This is a genomic window from Burkholderia latens, from assembly GCF_902499045.1.
GTDB classification, from domain to species: domain Bacteria; phylum Pseudomonadota; class Gammaproteobacteria; order Burkholderiales; family Burkholderiaceae; genus Burkholderia; species Burkholderia latens.
In genome coordinates, this window is the sequence record NZ_CABVPL010000024.1 from 1 (window position 1) to 25,693 (window position 25,693).

Here is a 25,693-nt window from a genome sequence, read left to right on the forward strand (position 1 = left end):
CCCGGCGCCGCTTGCGCGTCGCGTCCCGCGGCAAGCGCCGGGCGGCCCGCGCGCGCCGGATCGCCGCGGAAGCTTTGCATCGGCAGACGATCCTTGTCGACCTGGCCGGTCAGTCGCGTGCCGCGCACGGTCGCGGAACCGTCGCGTTCGACGAGCAGGATGTCCGGCGGCGCCCAGACGGACGTCGGCCGACCGGTCAGCTCGGACAGGCGCTGCGCGAGCGCCGCCGCGAAGGTGGTACTGGCCGCGCGCACCTGGCCGGGCGCGATGCGCAACGGATCGTGCTTGTTCGATCCGCCGAAACACGAATACAGCGTGACGTCCTGATCCGGTTCGAGATGCGGCGCGACGCGCTCCGCGACCTCGTCCGGCGTGAGCGGCCTGCCGTCGGGGCCGAGCATCGCGTCGGCCGAGATGCCGTGGCCGAACACCACGTGATGGCCGGGCGGCGACATCAGCCCGCGCGCGCCGACCGCATGCAGCGGATCGTCGGCCGGCATCAGCAGCGTATCGGCCGGGCGCAGGAATTCGGGATGCTGCGTCGCGTCGATGCCGGTCACGTCGTCGAACCCCGGTTGCAGCACCGACTTGCCGTGAATCGTCGTCGTCACGACGCCGCCGTCGGCGATCCTGCGATCCGTATAGACGCGGCTCGCCTTCGGGTAGATCTTTTCCGTCTTGCCGGACAGGCCGTCGTCGGCCTCCGCTTCGGCGGCCTGGTCGGCCCGCGCGGCCCATTCGTCGGCCGTGTAGATCCGGTCCGGCGCGACCTCGACGAGCGGCGTAGGCTCGTGGACAGGCGGCTCGCCTGCATCCGGATCGGGCGCGAGCCGCGGATGCGCGGGCTCGCCCGGTGTCGCGCCCGGCCGCCCGGTATTGGCGTGCGCATCGTCCGGCGCGCCGTTCGCCGCGCGCCGGCCGCTGTCTCCGTGCGGATCGATTTCGACGTCGATCGCCTGCACCGGCTCGACCGGCGCATCTCCATGGGCGAGCGGACGCGCCACCGTCTGGCCGCGCTGCGCGAACACCATCGGCGGGTCGCTGGCATCGGGCGCTTCGGGTACGTGCAGATAGAGCCGCGTTCCGACATCGGGATCGTGAGCCGGCACCGTGATCGAGTCGTCGAGCGGATACAGCTCCAGCGCACCGGTGCCGCGCACCGAGTTCGATGCGATCGACGCGATCACGGGCACCTGCAGCTCGTACGCGAGCTCCTGCGCGAACGAGTAGCCGCCGGCACCGAGATAGCAGCCCGTCAGCAGCACACCGTTGCCTTCCGTGTAAGCCGGATCGTCGAGCAATGCACGCGCGAATTGCCGCGGCGACATCGTCTTGCCGCCCTGCGTGATGGCAGTCGCGCTGTCCAGGCTCACGTCGCGCGGCTGCGTGCCGTGCGACTCGGCGATGTCGAAGCCGGACACCTTCAGGAACTGGCGGGCGGTCGCGTGACCCAGCAGGTTCACGACGCTCGTACCCGGCACGGGCCGCAGCTCGAGCGGATTGATCCGGACGGGCTGCGCGCCGCCCGGCGAGAACTTGCCGTTCACGTCGGGCTCGATCTGGAAGCGCGCGAGCCGGCGATTCGGATTGGGCACCGCGCGGTGCCATCCGGCCGCGTCGTCGTCGCCGAGCCGGCCGAACACCGGCGCCTGGATCAAGTCCGCGAATTCCTGCAGCAACGCGGGATCGGCGCCGCTGCGCGGCCCGTCGAGCGCGATCGGCGTACCGGGCGTATAGCCTTTCCATGCGAGCGCTTCCAGCGCATGCGTCATCTCCAGCGCGCTGGCGGGACGATTGCTGCGCGGATTGATGATCGACCCGCGTTTCGTCAGCATCCGCCACACGTACACGCCGATCGGCACGCGCACGTCGCCCGTCGCCGCGCGGCCGCCCCACTGGTTCGACACCGGACGCGGCGCGACGCTGCTCCAGTCGACCGGATGCGCGCCCTGGTCGATCACCGCCAGCGCCGGCGAGAACCGGTAGGTGCGCGGCCCGCTGCTGACCGAATGGTCCGGCACGCCGTCGCGGCCGGGCGCACCGGGTTCGATCAGGATGCCGCTCGTATAGCCGGAATCGGGCGCGCCGCCGGTGCGATAGCGCGGCGAACGCCACGCGACGAAGCCGCTTGCGCCGTACACGTCGACACCCAGCACGTTCGCGAGCAATTGCGCGAGCGGGCTCACGCGCGTGCCGGCGCCGCACGCATACAGGATGACCGGCGACTTGCCGTCCCAGCCGCTCTGGCGAATCATCTCGGCCATGTCGTCGACGCTCATCGCCTTGCCGTTCGCGCGCGCGAACGCGTCGGCCCACGCGTGCGCATACACCGCGAAGTACCCGGGCGGGACCGGCATCAGCGGCCGCTCGCCCGGCGGCAGCCGGTTCTCGGGCTGGGCCGGGTTGTCCGAATAGATCGCGAGATCGGCCTCGCGGCGCGGATACGCGGCCCACTGCGTTTCGCTCATGCCGAACGGCGCGTTGATCACGTCGACGCGCCGGCCGTCCTCGCTGCGGATCAGCGGCTTCTGCGGATCGAAGCCGCGCGGGTACATCACGCGTAGCGTGCGGTCGTACGCGTCGTTCATCGACAGCATGAACGCGTCGCCGGCGTCGGTCAGCCCGACGTGGCCGACGACGGCCTCCGGCGGCACCGACCCGTCCGCGGCGAGCGCACGCTGATCGACCAGCGCGATCCGGTAGCGGCCGGCCGCGACGCCGCCGGCACCGACCATCAGCGCATCGTGATACGTCGCATAGCGCGTCACGCCGATCGTGCCGTCCTCGTCCGGCGCGACGGCCGCGCGTGCCCGCGCATCGTCGGCGGCTTTCGCGCGCCGCTCGTCCGCCTTCGCCGCGTTCATGTCCTTGAGCAGGTCGCCCTTGTCGGTCGCGGGCAGCCCGTCCTCCTCCGGGTTGCGCACGTTGCCTTCGGCGTCCTCCAGCGCGTACACGTAATACTCGACGTCCTCGAGCCGATTGCCGCTTTCGATGATCCGCCCGACGACTTCGCTCAAGATCGCCGGATCGGCCGCGATATGCGCGGGAATCTCCCACGACACGGGCCGCGCGCCGTTGGCCGGCACACCGGTTTTGCCAGGCGATGCATCGTCGCCTGCCAGCGCGCCGGCCACGGCCGGCGTCACGTCGCCGTCGACCGGTTCGCCGTCGGGCGCGAGCCGCAGCGCGATCGCATCGTCATCCGTGGCGCCCTGCATGCGGCGCGCGCGCAGCCATGCGGCGACGCGCGCGCGCAGCCCCTTGTCGGCCGGTGCGATCGCGCTGCGTTCGTCGATCGGTTCGCCGAAGCTGGCCGCCTGCTCCTGCGCGTGCTGCCACGGATTGCCGATTTCGCCGACCGCGAGCCGCTGGTTCGCGAGCCCGTTGCCGTACAGCGTGTCGGCTACGTTGACCGCGGCCGGCCTCGGGATCGCGGGCGGTGCGGGCGTCTTCGTGATCGCGCGGATCGGCCGCTCCATCAGCGTGTGCGAGCCGAGGCCCATCTGTGCGACGCCGACGCCGAGGTTCAGCAGTTGCTGCGCGCGATCGGAGTCGGACATCGCGTCCCAGTTCTTCACCAGCGACACGCCCTGATCGGCCATCTGGTAGCCGCCGATCGCGCCGCCCGTGACATTGAGCACGCCGGCCGTGCGGCCCGTCGTCTGCGCGAGCGACTGGAACGCATCGGCCTCCTGTGCGAACCGGCCGAGACCGGCTGCGTCGGCCGTCACGCCCTCGCCGCGCGACGCCAGCGTGATCATGTCCGACACCTGCCCGGTCGTGCGCAGCAGCGACGATGCTTCCGCGAGCGATTTCGCCGCGATGCCGAGCCCGCCGCCCGCGATGCCCGCGCCGCTGCCGATCAGGCTGATCCAGTCGCCGCGCGCCTGCGCGTTGCCGAAGCCGATCGACTGTCCGTGGTCGCTCAGGTTCTTCAGGTCGCCGATCGCGGCCGACGCGCCGACGGCCATGCCGACGCCGACCGTCGTCCACGCGGCGCCGAGCAGCGCGCCGCCGACCGGCGCGCCGATGCCGCTCGCGACCAGCACGACACCGCCGGCCGCGGCGAGAATGCCGGTGCCGATCTCGAGAACGTGCTCGACGTGCTGGTACCACTCCGTCTTGTGGGCCGCGATCGTCTCGTATTGCGACAGGTCGCCGGCCGCCGCGTCGCTCGTCAGGCTCTTCGGCACGTACAGCTTGCCGTCGTCGGACAATGCGTTGTTGTGCTGATAGTTGTCGACGCTGTCGTACTGCCAGCCGCGATCGTCGATCAGCTTGTACTGGCCCGGATGGCCCTCGACCTGCACCTTGAACAGGGCGCTCGGCGCGGTGCCCGATTGCTTCGACACGTAGTAGATCGGCACCAGCGACACGACGGCATGATCGCCGCCGACCTTGCGGATTTGATCGACCACGGCCTGGATCATCTGCGTCGCGGCGGAATTCTGCGCGTACAGCGAGCGGCTGTTTACGGCCGCCCCGTTCTGCAGCTGCCCGTTGCTCACGATCAGTTGCTCGAGCAGCGCCATCGACGGCACGTCGTTCCGGTCGGTCGGCACGGCGCCCGGATCGTCCGGCTGAATCCCGAGCCCCGCGCCGACGAAGTTCTTCAACTGATCGGAATCGGTGGCGAACGTGTAGGACTTGTCGCCGAGGTTCTTCTGGAAGTCGTTGAAATACGCGCGCAGCTGCTTGTCGGGATCGGTCTGGAAGAGCTTGTAGCTGGCGCTGGCGGCCTCCTTGTTCTGCTTGTTCTGCGCACTCCTGGTGCCCTGCTCGTAACGCAGCTGGAAGTCGTTCGCGAAGCCGGAGCGGAACCGGTCGTCGTTCTGCATCTTGGACAGCAACGCCTTCGACAACGCCGGATCGACACCCGCCGACAACGCCTGGCGCACGCTGTCGAAACCGTAGCCGGTGTCGCTGCCGCGCAGCGTGTAGATGAGCGTCTTCGCATTGCCGTCGGCGTCGAGCAGCCAGTTCGCGACGTCGTCCGCGCGATCCACGGGCACGCCGCTCGCGGTCGGCTGCTGGTCGGCGAGCCCGACCGCCGTACTGAGGCCCTTGTAGAACTCGATGCCGTCGCCGTACGGCTGCGGCGTGCCCGTGTTCGACTGCGTCCACTTGTTGCCGAAATCCTTCTCGACGGTGTCGAGCACGACGCCCGCGAATTCGGGCGGCGCATTCGCGAGGATGTCCTGCATCCACTTGCCGACCTTGTCGGCATTCATCCGGCCGTCGGCGCGCGCCTGCATGCTGGCCTGATCCGTTGCCTGCGAATCGGGCTTCTGCATCAGCGGATCGATCTGCGAATGAATGAACTTCGCGTCGAAATGCGGCTGGCCGGCCTGCGTCCACAGCGTCTGGCGCTCGTCGAGCGAGAACGACGCGTTCATGTTCGTCTTCAGCACCTGCAGCGCCGCGCCCGGATTGCTGCCGGAGCCCTGCATCAGCTGCGCGGCCTGCTGCTTCGTGTACTGCAGCCGCACGTCGGGCGCCGCCGCGAGCAGCGTCTGGATCTGCTGATAGGCGGGATTGTTCTTTTGCGCCTGAGCCTGCGCCATCGCGTACGCGAACACGCCGCCCGCCTGGTCGATCTTCGCGTTCAGCGCCTTGGCTTGCGCATCGCTCAGGCCGTCGGTGCCGACCTTGACGCCCGTCATCTTCACGAACGCTTCGGCAAGCGGATTCTGCTGCGCGAGCGCCCTCTCCTGCGTCGACAGCTTCGGGTCGTTGGGATCGACGCTCACGCCGGTGTCCTGCAGCAGCGCGAACGTCACGGGATCGGACTGCGCGAGCTGCTTCATCTGCGGCGACAGCGACGGGTCGTCGGGATTGATCGTCGCGATCGTGCGCTTGAGCTGGCTTTCCTTGCCGAGCGCGTCGACGAGACCCGTGTACCACATGCCGTCGTGATTCTGCTTCACCGAGGCGACGACCTGCTTCTGCTCGTCGGCCGTCACATAAGTGAGTGCGGTGTCGTCGCCGCCCGTCACGACCTTGTCGTACTGGTTTTGCGCCTGCGACAGTTCCCGCATGATGTCCGCTTCGTCGGCGCGGCGGGCGCCGCCAGGCTCCTTTTGCCATGCCGCGTAGTCGGCCTTCGCGTCGTTCAGGCGCAGCGTCGCGGCGGCCGCGCTGTATTCGTGACGCAATGCGGTGGTGAGCGCCGTGTATGCGTCGTTCGCGTTCGCATCGGCCGCGGTGGCCGCCTGCCGCACTTGTGCGCCCGCTTCCGGATCGGCGCGCCGGACGCCGCCCGGCAACGCGTTGTACTTCTGCCGATCGGCGTTCGCGTCCTGGTCCTTCTGCATCGCCAGCGCGAACTGGAACGCCTTTTCGTTGGTGGCCCGCTGAGGTGCCGATTCGGCCGACACCGCCTTCTGCGCATCGTCGAGGACCGACCCGAGCACGGGATCCTTCGGCGAAGCGTTGCGCAGGTCCGCCGCCACGCCGGCGATCGCCTTGTTCGTGTCGCCGCCGCCGTCGGCCGCGACGCGCATCTGGTTCTCGACGGCCGCCTGCGCCGCGCCCCACGCGGCTTGGGCCTTCTTTATCTGGTTGTCGAGATCGGCCTGCGACGCGCCCTGATCGTGCAGTCGCTTGAGCGCGGCCATTTCGGCCTGCGCGAGCCGCAGCAGGCGCTGCGTCTCGGCCTGCGCGGCCGCGAGCGCCTTCTGCTCCGGCGTCTGGGCCGGCGGATTGCTGCCGGCCCCGTTCTTGGGCGCCGGATCGTTGTCGTTCTGCGGCTGCGGCACGCTGACCGGTCCGCCTCCGCCCACAGCCATCAACACCATGTCCGTTCTCCCGCGGCATGCGCGACGTGCCGGCACAGCGGCAGGCGGGCCGCGCGCAATGATCCATTGTGCCGAACGGGCGCGCGCGAAACGTCCGCGTATTACGTAGTCGGCGGGCGGCGGGCGGCCGTGCCGACCGACGCATGCTACGAACATGCCGCCGCCAGCCGCTCGGCGGCCGTCAGCGGCAAAATTTGCGAGTTGCGTTCGTGCGTGCCATAAATACACGCTGCATCCCGTCGACACCCGTCTTCCGATGCGGCGTGCGCTCACGCCGCCGTTGAACACGACGCGCTCCGGCGGACCCGCTCATGCGCGCTGTCGTCCGTTTGAGAGCGGCACACGCCACGCCCGCGCTCGAAGCGCGGGCGACTGCCGTTCGCGCCGCCTGTCCGCGCGGCGGGCTTCACGCTGCGTTGCCTTTTGTCCGTCGCTGATCCTCAATCGGCTGCGTGCATGTCCGGGACATTACCGCCGCCCGGTTGCGGCGCGATGCCGCGATTCCGCGCGATTTCGCAGAGGACCTTTCCCGTGCAGCGCCTTGATCGGCCGTCGCTCGATTTCCAATAATGGCCGCTCGCTGCGTCGCGCCCGCGCGCAGACGCGACCACCGGCGATCGGGCCGGAGACCAACGACAAGAAAATCCTGTGCATTCCCACCCAACAGACCGACACGCCCGCGCAACCGTCCGCGGCGCGCATTGCACTTCACGCGCCCGCCGCACGAGTACGGCCGCAGGCACCTTCATCGCCGCGTGCGTCGCCGGCCTGACACCCGGCGCCGCGGATGCGCAAAGCAGCGTGACACTGTACGGGCTGATCGACACGTCGATCACCTACGCGACCAGCCAGCGCACGCACGGCGCCGGTTCGCCGGGCAGCGGCAGCGTCGCGCTCACGAGCGGCGCGTTGAATGCGTCGCGCTGGGGGCTGCGCGGCCGCGAAGATCTCGGTGGCGGCGTGGCCGCAGTCTTTGCGCTCGAGAACGGCTTCTCGGGCACGACCGGCAAGCTGTCGCAGAAAGGCGTCGACATGTTCGGCCGCCAGGCATGGATCGGCGTCAGTTCGCGCACGGCCGGCACGCTCACGTTCGGCCGGCAGTACGACCTGATCCTCGACTTCGTCACGCCGCTCGGCGCGTCGGGGCCCGGCTGGGGCGGCAATCTCGCGGTGCACCCGTACGACAACGACGACTCGAACCGCAACCTGCGCATCAACCATGCGGTGAAATACACGAGCGCGGCCTATCGCGGGCTGACGTTCGGCGCGCTGTACGGGTTCTCGAACACGGCCGGCGCGTTCTCGAACAACGCCGTGTGGAGCGCCGGGCTCGGCTATGCGAACGGGCCGCTGAAGCTCGGCGCCGGCTACCTGAAGATCAGCCGCGACCGCAACGTGCCGAATCCGGACGGCGCGCTGAGCACGGTCGACGGCTCGGCGACGATCACCGGCGGCAACCAGCAGATCTGGGCCGTCGCGGCCCGCTACGCATTCGGCCCGCACTCCGCCGGCGCCGCGTGGTCGCATTCGGCCACCGACGGCGTGAGCGGCGTGCTGCAGGGCGGCGGCATCACGCCGCTGAAGGGCGAATCGCTGGTGTTCGACAACTTCACGGTCGACGGCCGCTTCTTCGTCACGCCGGCGTTCAGCGTGGCCGCCGCCTACACGTACACGATGGGCCGTTTCGACACGCGCACCGGCCAGACGCGCCCGAAATGGAACCACGTCGTCGCGCAGGCCGACTACGCGTTCTCGAAACGCACGGACGCGTATCTCGAAGCCGTCTATCAAAGCGTGAGCGGCGGCAACGGCAATCCGGCGTTCAACGCGACCGTGTGGACGATGACGCCGTCCGCGAACAGCAACCAGGTGGTCGTCGCGCTGGGGCTGCGGCACAAGTTCTGACAATCGCCGTTCGCGCAAGCAGGATCGCGTGCTGCGTGGTTTTTTCGCAAATAGACGGAGCAACTGTTCGCGTTGTGACATTTTTCCTAATCTATTTGCAGCGCCGCCGTGATCCGGCGTTCCGGCCGACACACTCTTTCATGTCGCACGTCGCCGGCTTACGAAAACGCATCGCTCGCGCAGGCCGGCACCTTTGTGCCGTCCCGCCGCATACGTGCCGCGGCCGTTCTCGCGCACCTACGCTTTCCACGCAGTCAACCGCAGGAGACGCACGATGAGCAAAACGAACCGATTGGCGGTCCTGGCAATGTTCGCGCTGCTGGCAGGTTGCCACCACGCGGCGAAAACACCCGAAAACGCGAGCGCGGCGCCGGAGCCGTCGAGCGAAGCGGTTGCGACGGTCGCGGCCGACGATCTCGACAATCCGAACAGCCCGCTCGCGAAACGCAGCGTCTATTTCGATTTCGACCAGTACTCGGTGAAGCCCGAATACCAGTCGCTGCTGCAGGCGCATGCCGGCTATCTTCGCAGCCATCCGTCGCGCCGCGTGCTGATCCAGGGCAACACCGACGAACGCGGCACGTCCGAATACAACCTCGCGCTCGGCCAACGCCGGTCGCAGGCCGTGATGAGCGCGCTCGAAACGCTGGGCGTGCAGGCGTCGCAACTCGAGGCGGTCAGTCTCGGCAAGGAAAAGCCGGTCGCGCTCGGCCACGACGAGGAATCGTGGGCGCAGAACCGCCGCGCCGACCTCGTCTATCGCTGACCGTCGGCCCGAGGCCGCCGCGACGGCGGCATTGCGGCCGTGCATCGTCCGTCCCCGTCTCACCCGACGCCCGGTGCCGACACGCTCCGATCCGCAAACAGCATGGAATAAACCGCCCGCGCGAATCGTTTCGTCATCGCGCGGCCTGCGGTTCCTGCGAACCGCGCCGCCGCACGGCCTTCGCGGCGAAAGGAGAGTGAAATGGGATCGGCAAGATGGGCCGCGGCGCTGCTCGCGGCGGTGATGCTGGTGCTGTCGGCTGGATGTGCGTCGTCGGCCGGCGGCGTATCGCAGGGGCCGGGCATGAGCCGGTATGGCGGCGCGGGCGGCAGCGCAGGGGGAAGCGGCGGAGGGGGCGGCGGCTACTGACGCGCCGCCACACCGGCTCGACCGGGGCGTCACGTGCGAGCGCGGCCGCAACCCGGCTGCGTCGCACGCGACGCCCCGCTTCGTCGCCCGATTTACCGACGCATCGCCGTCACGTCGGCCGGCACGACGCTCGCGGGCTGGCCGCCCCACGTCGCGCGCAGGAAGTTCGCGAGCTGCGCGAGTTCGTCGTCGCTCAGCGTGCGCGCGAAACCGGGCATCGCCTGCATGTTCTCGACACCGGCGAACTTCTGCTCGTCGATGCCGTCGAGCATCGCGACCAGCAGGTTGCGCGGGTCGCGCTGACGCAGCGTCGAATTGCCGTTCATCGGCACCGCCACGTGCGGCTTGCCCTCGCCGTTCAGCCCGTGACAGCCCGCACATACCGCGAGATACACGGAGCGGCCGGCTGCGAGCTGCGCCGCGTCGGCCGACACCGGCTTCACCGGCTGCGGCGCGGGCGGCGTATCGCCGAGCAGGTACACGGACAGCGCGCGCAGGTCGTCTTTCGTCAGGTTCTGCGTGCTCAGGTGCACGACCGGATACATTTCGCCGAACGCCGAGCCTTGCGGCGCGATGCCGACGCCGAAGAACGTCTGCAGGTCGGCGCCCGTCCAGCCGCGCGCCGCGAGCCCGGCCGGCGTGATGTCGGGCGCGGCGACGCGGCCGAGCGCGGCGCCCGCGAACGGCTTCGCGCCGTCGAGCTGGCCGGTGAACGCGCGCGGCGTATGGCATTCCGCGCAATGGCCGAGCGCACCGGCCAGATAGCGGCCGCGCTGCCAGTCGGCGGACCGGCCGCTCGACGCGTCGGGCAGGCTGTCCTTCAGGAACGCCATGTCCCAGAACACCATGCCGAAGCGCAGGTTGTACGGGAACTTCAGTTCATGCGCGCGGTTTTCCTGCGCAACCGGCTTCAGCGTCTTCAGGTACGCGAACATCGCGTCGGCATCGGCACGCGTGAGCTGCCGGTACGACGTGTACGGCATCGACGGATACAGCCGCTTGCCCGGCGCCTTGCCGTCGTGCAGCGCGGCGTAGAAGTCGTCCGCGCTCCAGTTGCCGATTCCGTGATCCTTGTCGGGCGTGATGTTCGAGCCGTAGAACGTGCCGAACGGCGACTCGAGCGGCGCGCCGCCGGCGAACGGCGCGCCGTCCTTCGCGGTGTGGCACGCCGCGCAGTCGGCGGCCTTCACGAGATAGCGGCCGCGCGCGATCTGATCGGCGCCGGGCGCGCCGGATGCCGCGCTCGATACCGGCGCATCGTGGCCGCCGCAGGCGGCGAGCAGCAGCGCGCACGCGGCCGCGAGCGCGGACAGGCGCGCGGCCCGCGCGGCACGTTGGGCGAATGTGCGTGTCATGCGGCGTCCTTCACGAGTCCAGGCGTCGTCAGGATCACGTCCTTCACGGCTTCGTAGTAGCGGACGTAACCCGTGCAGCGGCAGAGGTGCGCGTTCAGCGCGTCGGTGATCGTGCGCTCGACGTCAGCCTTCGCGACCGGCTCGCGCTTCAGGCGCTCGATCAGCACCGTCGCCGCGTTCACGAAGCCCGGCGTGCAATAGCCGCACTGGAAGCTGAAGTGCTCGAGGAACTTCTGCTGGATCGGCGACAGCTCGACCACTTCGCCCGCTTCGTTGCGCTTCGCATGACCTTCGATCGTGCGGATCGAACGGCCGTGGAAGAAATGCGCGCCGGTGATGCAGGTGCGCATCTCCTCGCTGGTGCCGTCCGGCTGATCGACGATCACGACGCACGCGTGGCAGACGCCCTGCCCGCAGCCGAGCCGCGAACCGGTGAGGCCGGCATACTCGTGCAGGAACTCGATCATCATCAGCCCTTCGGGCACCTGCATCGGGCCGACGGACTTGCCGTTGATCCTGACCGACAGCGGCTTCTGCTGGAACCGGACGAGCGGGCGCTCGACGGCTGCGGGCGCGGCAACGGATGCCGCGGGCGCGGCCGAAGCCGCATTCGGCGCGGACGCGCCGGTCGCAGCCGCGCCGGCGCTCGCGGCCGACGCGGCGGTTTGGGCGGTCGTCATGCGAGCACCTCCTGAATCTTTTGCGGGGTCACCGGCAAATCGGTGAAACGATGGCCGATCGCGTGCGCGATGCCGTTCACGATCGCGCCGACGACCGGGATCATCACCACTTCGGCGACACCCTTCGGCGGATCGGTCTCGGACAGCGGCGGCAGGATGTCGCCCGTCTGCGACCACACGGCGACGTCGGTCGCGCGCGGCAGCTGGTAGCGGTTGAAGTTCCACGTGCCGTTGCCGGGGCCGTCTTCGTAAAGCGGCAGATACTCGTGCAGCGCATGGCCGATCCCCATCGCGAGGCCGCCCTGCAGCTGGCCCGACACGAGCTGCGGCGAGATCTGGTTGCCGCATTCCATGATCGAGTGATGCGCGAGCAGCTCGACCTTGCCGGTCGCCTCGTGCACGGCCAGCTCGACGAGCGTGCCGACCGCCGTGTAGTACGTGACGGCCGCGTTGTTGCGGCTCGTCGGCGGGATGAACACACGCTTGCGGTCCAGCACGCGATAGCCGTTCGCGGTCGGCGGCAGCGTGCCGCGCAGCGCGGCCGCGCCGGTGGGTGCGGCGGTGCCGGGGATCGGGCCGTCGTCGCCCGTCCTGGGTGCGCCGACGCGCAGCGACAGCCCGTCGATCGGCAGACGCTCGACCACGCCGCCCACGTCAAACTCGGCGTCGGTCCATTGCCAGCGGTTGAACACGTGCACGACGGCGCCGGTCGGCAAGCCGAGCGCATGCGCCTGCTTCGCGAGCTGCTCGAACGTCAGCGGCTCCAGGCCGTCGGCGGTCAGCTTGCCGTCGACCCAGCGCGCGTCCTCGATGCGGACCGTGTACGGCGCGGCCTGGCCGCCGCCGAGGCCGCGCGTCCAGATCGACATCGCGGCCGGCCACAGGCCGTAGCGGAACACCGCGCGCGCGGCTTCCCGCGTGCTGTGCGTGAAGTAGTACGCGGAATTCGTCGCGCTCGACGGCGACGCATAGCCCGGCGACCAGCGCGGGTTCGCGCTCAGCCGATCCTGATCGGCCTGCGACATCAGGTACGGGTCGCCGCTCGTCTCGATCGGCAGGTCCGGCCATTCCGTCACCGCGACGCGCACGTCGGTCGCCGGGCGCCCGAGCCACTTGACGACCGCGACCGCCTGCGACGTCGACATTCCGGTGCCGATCTCGGCGGCCGTGTGATGCAGCGACACGTTGCCGTTCTCGTCGAACTCGACCTTCGCGAACGATGCTTCCGCGCCCGTGCCGAAATCCTTCTGCACGCACGCGAAGCCGACGCCGTAGCGCTTGCCCGGGTTCGCTGCGTCGAATTCGGTCTTGCGTGCCGCGCGGCGCGTCCACAGCGGATGCTGCTTCGCGCGTTCGAGCACTTCGTCGACGCGCAGCGCGCCGGCCGGAATCGCGCCCTGCGTGTTCTTCATCCCCGAACGCAGCGCGTTGCGCAGGCGGAACTCGATCGGATCGATGTTCAGTTGCGCGGCGATCTCGTCGATTGCCATCTCGGTCGCCGCCATGCTCTGCAGCGTGCCGTAGCCACGTGCGGAACCGGCGTCGATCGCGCGCGACGCGATCGCGACGGCCGCGAGATCGCTCTTCGGGAAGTAGTAGATCGATTGCGCGGCGGTCGCACCCACCATCGCCACCGACGGCGAGAAGTTCGAGCGGCCGCCGCCGTTCGCCTCGAAATCGCCCTTGAACGACTGCAGCAGGCCCGTGTTGCGATCGACCGCGATCCGGTAACGCATGTTGAATGCGTGGCGCTTCAACGACGTCTGGAACTGCTCGTAGCGATCGTTCGCGAAACGCACGGGCCGGCCGTCCGCGTACAGCGCGCAGACGAGCCCGTAGAACGGCACGTTGCAGTGATCCTTCGAACCGTAGCCGACCGTGTAGCACGGATGCACGAACAGCTTCTTCACCGGGAAGCGGCATTTCGCGACCATCGCGGCCGCGTTTTCGGCCACTTCGAGCGGCGACTGCGTCGGCACGACGAGGTGCAGCGACTGCGCCGCGGCGTCGTACCAGCAGTTCGCGTTGTCGGGTTCGAGCGCGGCGGTATCGACCGACTGCGTGCTGTATTCGCGGTCGAACACGAGCCAGTCGGCGGGCGGATGATCGAGTTCCGCGGCGATCTGGCCGGCCAGGAACATCCCCTGTTCGTCGAGCTTGCCGTGCTCCTTGCCGTCGGGCCACACCGGCAGATGCTTGCGCATCATGCTCGGGAAGATCGGCGCGTCCTTCAGGCTCGAATAGACGTCGTCGTCATGGGCCGTCTTGCCGCCCACGCGCACGTAGCGGAACGTGCCCCACGGATCGCGCTCGAGCGGGCCCGTGACCGCGCCGTAGCGGATCACGTCGTCGCGGAACTTCAGCGCGTTCTTCGCGAAGCGGAAGCGCGCGAAATCGTGATAGATGAGGATCGCGACCGCATGGCCGAGATACGCGGGCGTCTTGCCGGCGGGCAGGAGCATGTCGTCGCCGTAGAACGCCGGAAACGCGACGCCGTCGCGCGCGAGATCGTCGGCCGTGACCACGCGGTCCGGCTTCAGTTCGTCGCCGAGCAGCGACAGGTCGAAGCCTTCGTAGACGCGATCGGCCCGCGTGACGCGCAGGATCAGCGCGTGCGACTGCTGCTGCGGCCAGTGCGGCATGTCGGCCGCGCGCACGTCGCGGGCGAATACTTTCGAGCCCGTGACCTTCGCGATGCCGTCGATGCGGAATTTGGGGATGCCGGTGACGCCATCCCATTTGACCGGGGTGAGGAGTTTTTCTTCGAAGAGCGCCGCGAACGCGCGGCTGCCGATGGGCGCGACGTAGACCGCGACGCCCGCCAGCATGCTGGCTTTCAGAAAACCCCGCCGTGACAGGCCGTGGTTTTTCATTTGGGGGGAACCTCCTGATACGGCTCGGACGGCGATCGGGTGTCGCGGCGTTCGGAGCGGCGCGCATTCTGGCATTATTTTTGATATATCGCCCATAGTATTTCCCGCATGAAATAGTTATTGGATTTCTTATAAGCGGATTCAGACGGGCCGGGGCAGTCGGTTGCGGGCGCCACTCGATGGCCGCCGTCCGATCGTCCGTCAGCGCAGGGCGACGCGCGGCGCGCGGCAAAACGGGCCTTCGGCCGGCCGCCCGACATCGTCCCGTCGGCAACGATCCTGCGTTCGCGCCGACGGATCGGCATCCCGCGCGCAGCCGTGGTCGACGACTATTCGCCGACGCTCCGCGGCGGCCCGCGCGGCCGATGTTTCATGGTAATGTCGTGCGCATCCGGCTCGCCGGCCATCCCGCCATGTGCCGGCGCGGGCTGCCGGCGACGAGTCGCATCGTGTCGAGGTCAAAATAGCCATGGCAGTCAAGGCACGCCTCCTGAACGCCGTTCTTGCCACTCCCCCTTCCGGCAATCACCAGGTGACGGCCGAACTGCGTCCGTCGATGCTCGTCACGCTGTTCGAAGACGTGCGCCCGATGGCGCTGTCCGGTCTCGCCAGCGCATTCGTCGCGGCGATTGCGCTGATCCGCCTGCAACAACTCTGGTGTTTCGCGTGGCTCGTCGTCGACGTCGGCCTGCTCGCCGCGCGGCTCGCGATCGCACGCGCGTACGTGATACGCCGCGCCGCTGGCGACGATCGCGCCGAATACTGGGCGCAGCGCTACGCACCCGTGTCGCTCGCCGCGTGTTTCGTGCTCGGCGTCGGCGCGATGGGCTGCCTGGATGCACCCGACGTCGAACTCGGCACGCTGGCGGTCATGGTCGCGGGGGGCGTGTTCGGCGGAATCGCATCGCGCAATTCGGCGCTGCCGTGGCTCGCGATGACGCAGGTCACGCTCGGCGTCGTGCCGATCGGCGTCGGCGCGCTGCTGGTCGACCGGCCCGGCGCATGGCTGCTGCTGCCGCCGCTGTTGATCTATCTCGCCGCAATGCGCACCGTCGTCCAGCGTCATTACCGCGTGCTGGTCGCGCTGATCGCCGCGCGCCAGCGCAACGCCGAACTCGTCGCGCACTTCGACGCCGCGCTCACCTACATGCCGCACGGGCTGTGCATGATCGACGGCGAAAGCCGCGTGATCGTCGCGAACCGGCGCACCGCTCAGCTGTTCGGCTCGCCGCGCGAGATCATGCTCGACACGCCGCTGCCCGACGTCGTTGCGGCGCTCGGTTCGACGGCCGTGGGCGAGCCCGGCAATGCCGGCCTCGCCGCGCAGTGCGCCGTGTGGCTGACGCGCGCCGAGCCCGTGCCCCTCGACATCGTGCTCGCCGACGGCCGCCAGCTCGAACTCACGCGCCATCGCGTGCCGGACGGCAACGCCGTGATCATCGTCGAGGACGTCACCGCGCGCCGCCGCACCGAGCAGCATATCCGCCACCTTGCGCGGCACGACGCGCTGACGGGACTGCCGAACCGCCATGAACTGCATGCGCAACTGAAACGGATGCTCGCGCATCGGCCGAGCACGCCGAGCCTCTCGCTCGCCGTCATGTATCTCGACCTCGACGGCTTCAAGGCGATCAACGACCGCTTCGGCCACCAGGCCGGCGACGAAGTGCTGATGCAGGTCGCCGAGCGGCTCGGCAAGACGCTGCCGAACGGCGAACTCGCGGCGCGGGTCGGCGGCGACGAATTCATCGTCGCGCTCGACGCGACGACGATGCATGCGTGCTCGCTCGTCGCCGCGCGGATCATCGAGCAGATCTCGGCGCCGTACACGCTGTCGATCGGCGAGACCATCAGCTTCGGGATCAGCATCGGCATCGCGCTCGACGATGGGCTCGGATCGCCCGACGAACTGATCCGGCAGGCCGACAGCGCGCTGTATGACGCGAAGTCGGCCGGCAAGGGCATCTATCGGTTCTATTCGGCGGGAAGCAGCCGTGTCGCACCCGTGACCGCGAGCTGAACGCCGCGGCGGCGCACGGCGGCATCACGGCATCACGGCACACGCGCGTTGTCCGCTCGCTGCGGTCGCGCGGCGATTCGTTTCCGCACGTTCCGCGCATTTCCGTCACGGTCGTCGCGATTCAATTCCGCAACCGTTTGTGCGATCCGGCGCGTGCGTGCATGTGCCGGTGTGTCGGCGCGCGCGCTCGTGTCACGTGACGTGTTCCGTAACATCGGGCCGCCGCGCACGTCACGTTCGCGGCAAAAGCCCGCACGATCGGCGCTGCGCGTGGTATTTCACGGCTGGCACTCTTATTGCTCCTTGACGGTGAAACAGCACGTCAGGGAGCCACCACATGAATACCGTCGAAGTCCTCAGCCACGCGGAAACGAGCGACCAGGTCGACGTGATCGACGGGGCCGCGCTGATCCGGCGGCTCGTCTCGGAGCACCGCACGACCGCCGCGCGTGAAGCCGCCTGCGTCGACAACCCGCCGCTCACGCTGTACGGCGCATATCGTCAGGGCGTCAGCGATTACGCGGCGCGGCGCGCGAACCCGTATCGCGCCGGCAGCCGGTTCTGGGCGCTGTGGGAAGAAGGCCGTATCGAGGCTGAAACGTCGGGCCGCTGACGCCATCGCGCGCGCCGGCCCCGTAGCGGCAACGGGCCGACGCGCCACATGGCGTGCGCAGGCGGCCAGCTCGCACGCCGGCATGTGTTTCAGCGCTGCAACATCGCGCGCGGTTGCTGCGATTGCGTGTGTCGTGCGTTCGCATGCCGGTCCGTCGACGGAATCGGGCATGCCTGCGCTGCGTACGCCGCGCGACGGCCGTTTCCCGATAAGATGGCAGATTCCGTTCATCGAACGACGCTGCCATGACCGCCTCTTCCCCACACCGAAATCCCATTCACTGCGAAATCGATCTGGATGCGCAAGGCAAGCATGCGGGCTACCTGCGCCTGCCGCATTCCGTGCATCGCTCCGCGTACGGCTGGCTGCCGATCCCGATCGCGTCGATCCGCAACGGCGACGGCCCGGTCGCGCTCGTGATGGCCGGCAACCACGGCGACGAATACGAAGGCCAGATCATCGTGTCGCAGTTGATGCGCGAGATCGATCCGGAGATGGTCAGCGGCCAGCTGATCCTGCTGCCGATGGCGAACTTCCCCGCGGCCGACGCGGGCCTGCGCGTGTCGCCGCTCGACGAAGGCAACCTGAACCGCAGCTTCCCCGGCGACCCGACCGGCACGCCGACGCAGATGATCGCCCATTACATCGAGCACGCGCTGCTGTCGCGCGCGCAGTATCTGGTCGACCTGCATTCGGGCGGCAGCTCGCTGCTGTACCAGGGCGGCAACATGCTCGCGATCGATCCGCTGGACGATGAAGAGGCGGCGAAGCTCAACGGGCTTCTCGTTGCGTTCGGGCTGCCGAATGCGCTGCTGCATGCGCCGAATCCCGTGCATTCGGCGTCGGCTGCGCGCCGGCAAGGCGCGATCTCGATCGTGACCGAACTCGGCGGTGCGGGGATGGCCGATCCGTCGCTGATCCGGCTCGGCCGTCATGGGTTGCTGCATTACCTCGGGTATATCGGTCTGCTGCGCGGCCCGCTCGTGCCCGATGCGCCGCCGACCGTCACGCGTTTTCTGCGTGTCGATGGCGATCGTCACTTCGTCTACGCGTATGAGCGCGGGCTGTATGAACCGCTCGTCGAACTCGGTGAACAGGTGAAGGCCGGACAGCCGGCTGCGTGGGTGCATTTTCCTGACACGCCGCTGCGGGAGCCGGTGCTGCATCGGTTCAAGGGCGACGGTGAGGTGGTGTGCAAGCGCGTGCCGGCGCAGGTGCGGCGGGGGGATTGCTTGTTTCAGCTGGCGGAGGCTTCGACGCCGGCTCGGGTCATTGGGTGACGCGTCCGGCAGGCTCATTCAGTAAACGCGTGCATCGATCGATTGCCTTCGGCCTCCGTATTGCCGATTTACATAGATGAACAATACGGATCCGTTTGCCATGCTTACGCGAGATACCCCGTTACACCATCCCAAAGCAGTTTCACCGCGGCCGCCACCAGCAGTCCATAACAGGCTCGATAAACCTGGCGTTGATCCAGTTTCGCGTGAAGCCGCCAACCGACCACGACACCAGCAGGGATCGCACACAGGCAGACCGCCATCACGATCCAGACATTGCCCGTCGGCCTGGCCAGCAGGAGCCATGGCACCGCCTTGGTCGCGTTACCCACGGTAAAGAACATGCTTGTCGTCCCCGCATATACTTCCTTGCTGAGGCCAAGAGGCAGCAGATACATTGCGAGTGGCGGGCCACCCGAATGCGCCACCATCGTGGTCACGCCGGAAGCAAGACCAGCTGTGATCGCCTTTGGCCTGGAACGCGGACGGACTGTCAACGCTGCGCCTCCGACCAACCATAGCCCGACGAAGATCAGCGTAATCGCCGCCATTACAATCGCGATCGCACGATGGTCCAGGACGCGGAAGGTGAGATAGCCGACTCCGATGCCCGTCACGAGTCCCGGCAAAAGCAGCATCAGATCCGGCTTCGACCAAGTCGAAGGCTTCCAGTAGCGCAATGCGAACAGATCCATTGCGATGAACAACGGCGCGAGCATTCCGCCCGCGGTAACCGGATCCATCACCAACGACAGCAGCGGGATACCGACGATCGAAAAGCCACCGCCGAAGGCCCCTTTCATGAACGAGATCAGGAACACACCCGTAAAGGCGATCAGTATCGTGATAAATGTCAGCTGCGGATCCATTCCGGTCGACGAAACCATCACGATAATCTCGCGTGGCCGACGTAACAGGTGACCAACCGGCGTGAAGATCGCGCCGCCCTTCTCGCATGCGGGGATCGGACGGTAATCGAAGAGGTGAAAGGCATATTGCGGCTCCATGGATGCTCCAAGGCCAATTCGACGCCTGCGCGGATTTCGTCGAAACCCGGCGCGTGCAAATTGGGCGTAGAAGCTTTGCAATCCCGGTACAATCGGGCGACGAAGACAGAATGCACCGAACACCAACTCGGTTCAATAAAAACATTGATCTCGGTGCAATATACATTGAACTCAGTACATTGAATGTCAAAGTCCGAATACCTGAAGTTGGCCGACACGATCGCCGCAGACATTGCTGACGGAACGCTCAGGCCGGGCGACCGGCTTCCTCCGCAGCGGGATTTCGCGGACCAGCGAAAGATCGCCGTGTCGACGGCCAGCAGGGTCTATGCAGAGTTGTTGCGACGAGGACTCGTCGTCGGCGAGGTAGGGAGGGGAACGTTCGTTTCAGGCCAGGCGAGGCGCGGAGCAGCGGCGCCAGGCGAACCGCGTGACGTCCGGATTGATCTGGAGTTCAATTACCCGATACATCCCGACCAAACGACACTCATCGCGAAAAGCCTGAGCGGGCTCGAAAGAGCGGCGGAGCTCGCGAGCGCCTTGGGTCACGCAACAAGCAGTGGAACGCCCGCTATCAGGGCCGTCTCGGCCGCATGTCTCGCGCGCAATGGTTGGTCCCCTGCTCCTGAGCAACTGGTCTTCACGGGCAACGGACGACAAAGCATTGCCGCCGCGGTCGGCGCCATGGTTCCGACCGGCGGGCGCTGCGGCGTGGAAGCCTTGACCTACCCGTTTATCAAGGGCATCGCTGCGCGGCTCGGTATCACGCTGGTCCCGCTCGCGATGGACGAAGGCGGCGTGCGCCCCGACTCCGTACTCAAGGCGCACCGGGAGGCGAATCTTTCGGCAATCTACGTTCAGCCCGCAATCCAGAATCCGTTGGGCATGACGATGAATGCTGCGCGACGGGAAGATCTTTTGCGCGTCGTAGAGAAGCTCGGCATTCCCATCATCGAGGACAATGTGTACGGCTTCCTCGACGACCAGCCGCCGCTTGCGGCGCTCTCACCCGACAATTGCATGGTGATCGACAGCCTATCGAAGAAGGTTGCGCCGGGGCTGACGCTGGGATTCGTCGTACCGCCGCGGCGATTGCGCGAAACCGTGATGGCGTCGGTGCGCTCCGGCGGATGGACGGCATCGGGATTTGCATTTGCGGCCGCGCAGCGATTGATGAGCGACGGTACGGTTGCCGAACTCGCACGGCTGAAACGCCTCGACGCCGTGGCTCGTCAGAAGCTGGCCGCCGACCGTTTGTCGAATTTCGACATTCAGACGAATGGAAAATGCTTTCATCTGTGGTTGACGCTTCCGGCCCACTGGCGCTCGCAAGCGCTAGTCGCAGCCGCAGCCCGACGAGACATCGCGTTGACGCCCTCGACCACCTTCGCAGCGTCACCCGGCCATGCGCCTAACGCCGTCAGGCTCGCACTCGGTGCGCCAACAATGGACCAGCTCGACGCGGGTCTGCTCACACTGAGCGGAATTCTGAATGCAAGAGAAGAGGATTTCGATTCGACCGAATGAAGTCTGCGGCGCAACTTTGGATTGCCCCTCGAAACGGTCGTACGACCCCCGCGCATTGCTCCGAGAGCAATAGACGGTATACCGCTCTGTCTGCGTGTGCGTCGTGACCGCCGATGAAAGATGAAAAGCCGGGGCTCGGTCCGCCGGATAGAGTCACGTTCGAATGACGCTGCTTGGCCGACTGCCGCCAAGCCCGATCGCTCCCTTCCCCCTGCAAGCCTTCTGACTCCATCCACGAAATCCTTATCGAAATTGCTTCGTTCGCCTTTGCCCGCCGCGCCGCTAACGTGTTCGAAACGGCGGCGGCACGCCGGATGCATCGCAGCAAGCATGGTTGCCGCCGTCATCACGACAACCGCGTCGCGATAACGGAACAGACCGGACGGGCCGAGTGCCCCGAGCCCGCCACGGACGTCCGCATCGCGCGCCCTTCGCGATGCCCATGGCCACGAACGACCGCCTCATCGACACGACACCGCTCGACGTCCGCGCGCAGCCGCTGATCGACGCGCTGATCGACGAATACGCGACGCGCTACGACGCGTACCGCCCCGACAGCCGCGCGGCCGCGCGCGACGAACTCGCACGCTATCCGGCCGAGTTGTTCGCGCCGCCCGAGGGCGCGTTCGTGCTGTTGCTGCGCGACGGCGAGACGATCGGCGGCGGCGCGTTCAAGCGCTACGACGCGCAGACCGCCGAGCTGAAACGCATCTGGACCCGCGCGGACCTGCGCCGTCAGGGCCTGGCACGCGTGATCGTCGAGGCGCTCGAACTGCGCGCCGCGCGGCAAGGTTATCGGCGCGTGTACCTGACCACCGGCTTTCGCCAGCCCGAAGCGTGGGCGCTGTACGACCGCACCGGCTACACGCGGCTGTTCGATTCGTCGATCGACCCCGAAGCGTATTTCCATCTGCGCTTCGGCAAGGATCTCGCCGATCCGTCGCGCACGTCAACGCTCGCCGACCTGTGGGCGCCGCTGCCCGAACCGGTGCTGCAGCGCTGAACACGCCGCCGCCTGAGATCCGCTTCAGCCTCCCGCCTACCGACAACACCACAACGACAGGACGCATCCATGCAACGAGCCGTATCTTTCACGCCACGCGCGCTGCGCACGCTGGCTTCCGCGTTGATCGGCGTGACCGCGATCGCCGCAGCCGCCGCGACCTTCGACCTCAGCCCCGAGCAGCGCGGCCGGCCGCGTGGCACGGCCGATGCGGCCGTCGAGCGCGCGGTGCCCGCGTCGTTCAAGTTCGCCGAAGCCGGCACGCTGACGATCGGCGTCGCGCCGAGCCTGCCGCCGATCAGCTCGTATGCGACCGACGCGCGCACGGTGATCGGCTTCGACGCGGACGTCGGCCAGCTCGTGTCCGACAGCCTCGGCCGCAAGCTGAAGATCGTGCCGCTCGCGTGGGCCGACTGGCCGCTCGCGCTCGAATCGGGGAAGGTCGACGCGGTGATCTCGAACGTCACCGTCACCGAGGAGCGCAAGCAGAAGTTCGATTTCTCGACGTACCGCAAGGATCAGGTCGGCTTCTACGTGCGCAACGACAGCAAGATCCAGTCGATCCGCGAACCGAAGGACGTCGCCGGGTTGCGCATCGTGACCGACGCCGGCACCAACCAGGAAAAGATCCTGCTCGCGTGGGACCGCGACAACGTCGCGCACGGGCTGAAGCCCGTGCAGGTTCAGTACTACGACGACCAGGCGATGCGGATCGTCGCGGTGCAGTCCGGCCGCGCGGACGCGGTGTTCAGCGTGAATTCGGTGCTCGCGTACCAGAGCGCGCAACAAGGCAAGACGCGGCTCGTCGGTGCGATCAGCGGCGGCTGGCCGCGCACGGCCGACATCGCGATCGCGACGCGCCGCGGCAGCGGGCTCGCCGAGCCGCTGACTCTCGCGCTGAACGGGCTGATCAAGAACGGCCGCTATCAGCAGATCCTCGAGCGCTGGAACCTCGCGTCCGAAGCGATCGACCAGTCGCGCACGAATCCGCCGGGCCTGCCGAAGAGCTGAGCGCCGCCCGTTCACGCGTTGCGCAGAGGAGCGCCGACCACCATGTCTTATTCGCTGTCATTGCTGGACAAGAGCCCGATCGCCGACGGCGCGACCGCCGCCGACGCGCTGCGCTTCACGACGACGCTCGCGCGGCGCGCCGAACAGCTCGGCTACGAGCGCTTCTGGGTCGCCGAGCATCACGGCGCGCCAGGCTTCGCGAGCTCCGCGCCGGAGATCGTCGTCGCGCACCTGCTCGCGCATACGTCGCGCATTCGCATCGGCTCGGGCGGCGTGATGCTGCAGCACTACAGCCCATTCAAGGTTGCCGAGACGTTCAAGCTGCTCGGCGCGCTCGCGCCGGGCCGCGTCGATCTCGGCGTCGGCAAGGCGCCGGGCGGGCTGCCGCTGACCACGCGCGCGCTGCAGTGGTTTCACGACAAGGCGAGGAAGCCCGATTTCGCCGGCCAGCTCGCCGAACTCGACGCGTTCCTCGGCTGGGGCGTCGCCGAAGATCATCCGCTCGCCGGCGCGGTCGCGATGCCGGTGCCGCCGCACGCGCCCGAACGCATCCTGCTCGGCGGCTCACCGGACAGCGGCGCCCTCGCCGCGCGCCACGGCTGGCGCTTCTGCTACGCCGGCCACTTCAATGGCGATGACGCCAACCTCGAACGCTCGCTCGCCGCCTACCGCGACGCGGGCGGCACGCGGCCGCTCGTCGCGCTGTATGCGATCGCCGCACCGACGCGCGACAAAGCCGAGCAGCTGAGCGGCCCGCTGAAGATCTTCAAGCTGCAATTGGCCGGCGGCCCGAGCTTCAACCTGGCGAGCGCGCAGGCCGCGGCCGAGTTCGCGCGGCAAAGCGGCGCGTCGGACTACCGGATCGACGAGCTGCGCCCGACCGTGCTCGCGGATACGCCCGAGCGCATCCACCGCGCGCTCGACGCGCTGAGCCGGCGGCTCGACGTCGATGCGTTCGTGATCGATTCGCCGGTGACCGACTACGCGGCGCGGCTCGCGTCGGCCGAGTGGCTCGGCGGCGCGCTGTCCACCACTTCGTTGCAGACGGCCTTCGCGGCCGGCCGCTCCCTCTCCCCCGACCAGAACGCGTGACGCGCCCATGACGACCCGACGATCGATTCTCTTCGGCCTGATGCTGCAAGGCGCAGGCAGCCACATGAACGCATGGCGGCATCCGAGCAACCCGCCGGATGCCAGCATCAACCTCGACTTTGCGATCGGCGTCGCGCGCAAGGCGGAAGCCGCCGGCATCGCGTTCGCGTTCGTCGCGGACGGCCTCTACATCAACGAGAAGTCGATTCCGCACTTCCTGAACCGCTTCGAGCCGCTGACCGTGCTGTCGGCACTCGCGGTCGCGACGAAGAAGATCGGCCTCGCGGGCACGATCTCGACGTCGTACAGCGAGCCGTTCACGGTCGCGCGCCAGCTCGCGTCGCTCGACACGATCAGCGGCGGCCGCGCTGGCTGGAACGTCGTGACGACGCCGCTCGAAGGCACCGCGAAGAATTTCGGCAAGACGCATCCCGATCACGAACTGCGCTACGAGATCGCCGACGAGTACCTCGACGTCGTGCAGGGGTTGTGGGACAGCTGGGACGACGACGCATTCGTGCGCGATCGCGCGAGCGGCCGCTTCTTCGACCGCGACAAGCTGCACACGCTCGACCATCACGGCCGCTTCTTCAACGTGGCCGGCCCGCTGAACATCCAGCGCTCGCCGCAGGGGCAGCCGGTGATCTTCCAGGCCGGGTCGTCGGACACCGGCATCGCGCTCGCGGGCAAGTATGCGGACGCGGTCTTCACGCATTCGCCGTCGCTCGACGAAACGGCCGCGTTCACGCGGCGCGTGAAGCAAAGCGCGGTCGAGCACGGCCGGCAACCCGGCGACGTGAAGATCTTTCCGGGCATCGGGCCGATCGTCGGGCGCACGGCCGCCGAAGCGGAAGACAAGTACCAGGCGATCCGTGATCTGCTGACGATCGATGAAGCGCTCGCGTATCTCGGCCGCTATTTCGATCACCACGATTTCACGCAATACGCGCTCGATGCGCCGTTCCCCGAGCTCGGCGACATCGGCCGCAACAGCTTCCGCTCGACCACCGACCGGATCAAGGCCGACGCGAAACGCAAGAACCTCACGCTGCGCGAGACGGCACTCGCCGTCGCGACGCCGCGCCCGAACTTCATCGGCACGGCCGAGCACGTCGCCGACGAGCTGATTCGCTGGCACGACGCCGGCGCCGGCGACGGCTTCATCCTCGGCTTCCCGGTGCAGGCGCAGGGTGTCGACGACTTCATCGAACTCGTGATTCCGGTGCTCGAGGCGCGCGGCCGTTACAGCCGCGAGCTGCCGGGCAGCACGCTGCGCGACCATCTCGGCCTGCCGCGCAAGGCGAGCCGGTATGCGGCGCCGGACGCCGCACAACCACAGGACGACGCGGCCGAAGCGCACGCGTGACGCCGACGCGCGCCGACGCGCGGCGCGAC

16 protein-coding genes are annotated in these 25,693 nt (G+C 68.1%); 11 read left to right on the forward strand and 5 right to left on the reverse strand.

All coding sequences use genetic code 11. The features are described 5' to 3' along the window. Positions 1-6,797, reverse strand: a 6,797-nt coding sequence (locus tag BSE24067_RS17440) for a DUF4781 domain-containing protein (protein WP_174904809.1), incomplete at its 3' end; no start/stop codon positions are given. 747 nt (positions 6,798-7,544) lie between these two features. On the opposite strand from BSE24067_RS17440, the gene BSE24067_RS17445 reads away from it, so the two are divergent. The 3 genes from BSE24067_RS17445 to BSE24067_RS17455 all read left to right on the forward strand — a co-directional run bounded on the left by BSE24067_RS17445 (position 7,545) and on the right by BSE24067_RS17455 (position 9,837). Next, positions 7,545-8,702, forward strand: coding sequence for a porin (locus BSE24067_RS17445; protein ID WP_208456212.1), 1,158 nt, complete (start codon positions 7,545-7,547; stop codon positions 8,700-8,702). 274 nt (positions 8,703-8,976) lie between these two features. Continuing rightward, positions 8,977-9,468: a peptidoglycan-associated lipoprotein Pal gene (pal, locus tag BSE24067_RS17450; protein ID WP_151063502.1), complete on the forward strand. Its 492-nt coding sequence runs from the start codon at positions 8,977-8,979 to the stop codon at positions 9,466-9,468. 201 nt (positions 9,469-9,669) lie between these two features. Next, positions 9,670-9,837 carry a hypothetical protein gene (locus tag BSE24067_RS17455; RefSeq protein WP_170297431.1) on the forward strand — a complete coding sequence of 56 codons (168 nt, stop codon included), beginning with the start codon at positions 9,670-9,672 and terminating at the stop codon, positions 9,835-9,837. 92 nt (positions 9,838-9,929) lie between these two features. Here the strand turns inward: BSE24067_RS17455 and BSE24067_RS17460 are convergent, their stop codons facing one another. The 3 genes from BSE24067_RS17460 to BSE24067_RS17470 are packed head-to-tail and all read right to left on the reverse strand — an operon-like array spanning position 9,930 to position 14,745. Then, entirely contained in the window at positions 9,930-11,192 is a 1,263-nt protein-coding gene (locus BSE24067_RS17460; protein WP_151063501.1) for a cytochrome c, read from the reverse strand. Next, positions 11,189-11,872 carry a (2Fe-2S)-binding protein gene (locus tag BSE24067_RS17465; RefSeq protein WP_151063500.1) on the reverse strand — a complete coding sequence of 228 codons (684 nt, stop codon included), beginning with the start codon at positions 11,870-11,872 and terminating at the stop codon, positions 11,189-11,191. Before BSE24067_RS17465 ends, BSE24067_RS17460 begins: the two co-directional genes overlap by 4 nt. Beyond that, positions 11,869-14,745 (reverse strand): xanthine dehydrogenase family protein molybdopterin-binding subunit, encoded by a 2,877-nt coding sequence (locus BSE24067_RS17470; protein ID WP_151063499.1) that lies wholly within the window; start codon positions 14,743-14,745, stop codon positions 11,869-11,871. Before BSE24067_RS17470 ends, BSE24067_RS17465 begins: the two co-directional genes overlap by 4 nt. A 469-nt stretch (positions 14,746-15,214) precedes the next feature. Here BSE24067_RS17470 and BSE24067_RS17475 point away from each other — a divergent pair, with 469 nt between their 5' ends. The 3 genes from BSE24067_RS17475 (at position 15,215) to BSE24067_RS17485 (ending at position 18,658) form a co-directional block, all read left to right on the forward strand. Continuing rightward, positions 15,215-16,765: a sensor domain-containing diguanylate cyclase gene (locus BSE24067_RS17475; RefSeq protein ID WP_151063498.1), complete on the forward strand. Its 1,551-nt coding sequence runs from the start codon at positions 15,215-15,217 to the stop codon at positions 16,763-16,765. Between the two features lie 337 nt (positions 16,766-17,102). Beyond that, complete coding sequence (locus BSE24067_RS17480; protein ID WP_151063497.1) at positions 17,103-17,378, forward strand: hypothetical protein; 276 nt, start codon at positions 17,103-17,105, stop codon at positions 17,376-17,378. Between the two features lie 245 nt (positions 17,379-17,623). Further along, the gene (locus BSE24067_RS17485) at positions 17,624-18,658 is read left to right on the forward strand and encodes a succinylglutamate desuccinylase/aspartoacylase family protein (RefSeq protein WP_151063496.1); all 1,035 of its coding nucleotides are present in this window, start codon (positions 17,624-17,626) and stop codon (positions 18,656-18,658) included. 104 nt (positions 18,659-18,762) lie between these two features. Here the strand turns inward: BSE24067_RS17485 and BSE24067_RS17490 are convergent, their stop codons facing one another. Next, positions 18,763-19,665, reverse strand: coding sequence for a sulfite exporter TauE/SafE family protein (locus BSE24067_RS17490; RefSeq protein ID WP_244122130.1), 903 nt, complete (start codon positions 19,663-19,665; stop codon positions 18,763-18,765). Positions 19,666-19,848: 183 nt separating this feature from the next. Between BSE24067_RS17490 and BSE24067_RS17495 the strand changes: the two genes are divergently transcribed. The 5 genes from BSE24067_RS17495 to BSE24067_RS17515 all read left to right on the forward strand — a co-directional run bounded on the left by BSE24067_RS17495 (position 19,849) and on the right by BSE24067_RS17515 (position 25,664). Then, the gene (locus BSE24067_RS17495) at positions 19,849-21,192 is read left to right on the forward strand and encodes an aminotransferase-like domain-containing protein (protein ID WP_151063495.1); all 1,344 of its coding nucleotides are present in this window, start codon (positions 19,849-19,851) and stop codon (positions 21,190-21,192) included. 442 nt (positions 21,193-21,634) lie between these two features. Then, the gene (locus BSE24067_RS17500; protein WP_151063494.1) at positions 21,635-22,195 is read left to right on the forward strand and encodes a GNAT family N-acetyltransferase; all 561 of its coding nucleotides are present in this window, start codon (positions 21,635-21,637) and stop codon (positions 22,193-22,195) included. A 69-nt stretch (positions 22,196-22,264) separates the two neighbouring features. Further along, positions 22,265-23,206, forward strand: coding sequence for an ABC transporter substrate-binding protein (locus tag BSE24067_RS17505; protein ID WP_151063493.1), 942 nt, complete (start codon positions 22,265-22,267; stop codon positions 23,204-23,206). 42 nt (positions 23,207-23,248) lie between these two features. After that, on the forward strand, positions 23,249-24,298 hold the full coding sequence (locus BSE24067_RS17510; protein ID WP_151063492.1) for an LLM class flavin-dependent oxidoreductase: 1,050 nt from the start codon (positions 23,249-23,251) through the stop codon (positions 24,296-24,298). Between the two features lie 7 nt (positions 24,299-24,305). Beyond that, on the forward strand, positions 24,306-25,664 hold the full coding sequence (locus BSE24067_RS17515; RefSeq protein ID WP_151063491.1) for an LLM class flavin-dependent oxidoreductase: 1,359 nt from the start codon (positions 24,306-24,308) through the stop codon (positions 25,662-25,664). Positions 25,665-25,693 lie beyond the last annotated feature (29 nt).

Bases quoted from the DNA above. Each gene is read 5' to 3' on its own strand.
- BSE24067_RS17475 (WP_151063498.1), top strand. From the start codon at position 15,215: ATGGCAGTCAAGGCACGCCTCCTGAACGCCGTTCTTGCCACTCCCCCT.
- BSE24067_RS17460 (WP_151063501.1), bottom strand. From the start codon at position 11,192: ATGACACGCACATTCGCCCAACGTGCCGCGCGGGCCGCGCGCCTGTCC.
- BSE24067_RS17465 (WP_151063500.1), bottom strand. From the start codon at position 11,872: ATGACGACCGCCCAAACCGCCGCGTCGGCCGCGAGCGCCGGCGCGGCT.
- BSE24067_RS17510 (WP_151063492.1), top strand. From the start codon at position 23,249: ATGTCTTATTCGCTGTCATTGCTGGACAAGAGCCCGATCGCCGACGGC.
- BSE24067_RS17500 (WP_151063494.1), top strand. From the start codon at position 21,635: ATGGCCACGAACGACCGCCTCATCGACACGACACCGCTCGACGTCCGC.
- BSE24067_RS17490 (WP_244122130.1), bottom strand. From the start codon at position 19,665: ATGGAGCCGCAATATGCCTTTCACCTCTTCGATTACCGTCCGATCCCC.
- BSE24067_RS17485 (WP_151063496.1), top strand. From the start codon at position 17,624: ATGACCGCCTCTTCCCCACACCGAAATCCCATTCACTGCGAAATCGAT.
- BSE24067_RS17455 (WP_170297431.1), top strand. From the start codon at position 9,670: ATGGGATCGGCAAGATGGGCCGCGGCGCTGCTCGCGGCGGTGATGCTG.
- pal (WP_151063502.1), top strand. From the start codon at position 8,977: ATGAGCAAAACGAACCGATTGGCGGTCCTGGCAATGTTCGCGCTGCTG.
- BSE24067_RS17505 (WP_151063493.1), top strand. From the start codon at position 22,265: ATGCAACGAGCCGTATCTTTCACGCCACGCGCGCTGCGCACGCTGGCT.
- BSE24067_RS17495 (WP_151063495.1), top strand. From the start codon at position 19,849: ATGTCAAAGTCCGAATACCTGAAGTTGGCCGACACGATCGCCGCAGAC.
- BSE24067_RS17480 (WP_151063497.1), top strand. From the start codon at position 17,103: ATGAATACCGTCGAAGTCCTCAGCCACGCGGAAACGAGCGACCAGGTC.
- BSE24067_RS17470 (WP_151063499.1), bottom strand. From the start codon at position 14,745: ATGAAAAACCACGGCCTGTCACGGCGGGGTTTTCTGAAAGCCAGCATG.
- BSE24067_RS17515 (WP_151063491.1), top strand. From the start codon at position 24,306: ATGACGACCCGACGATCGATTCTCTTCGGCCTGATGCTGCAAGGCGCA.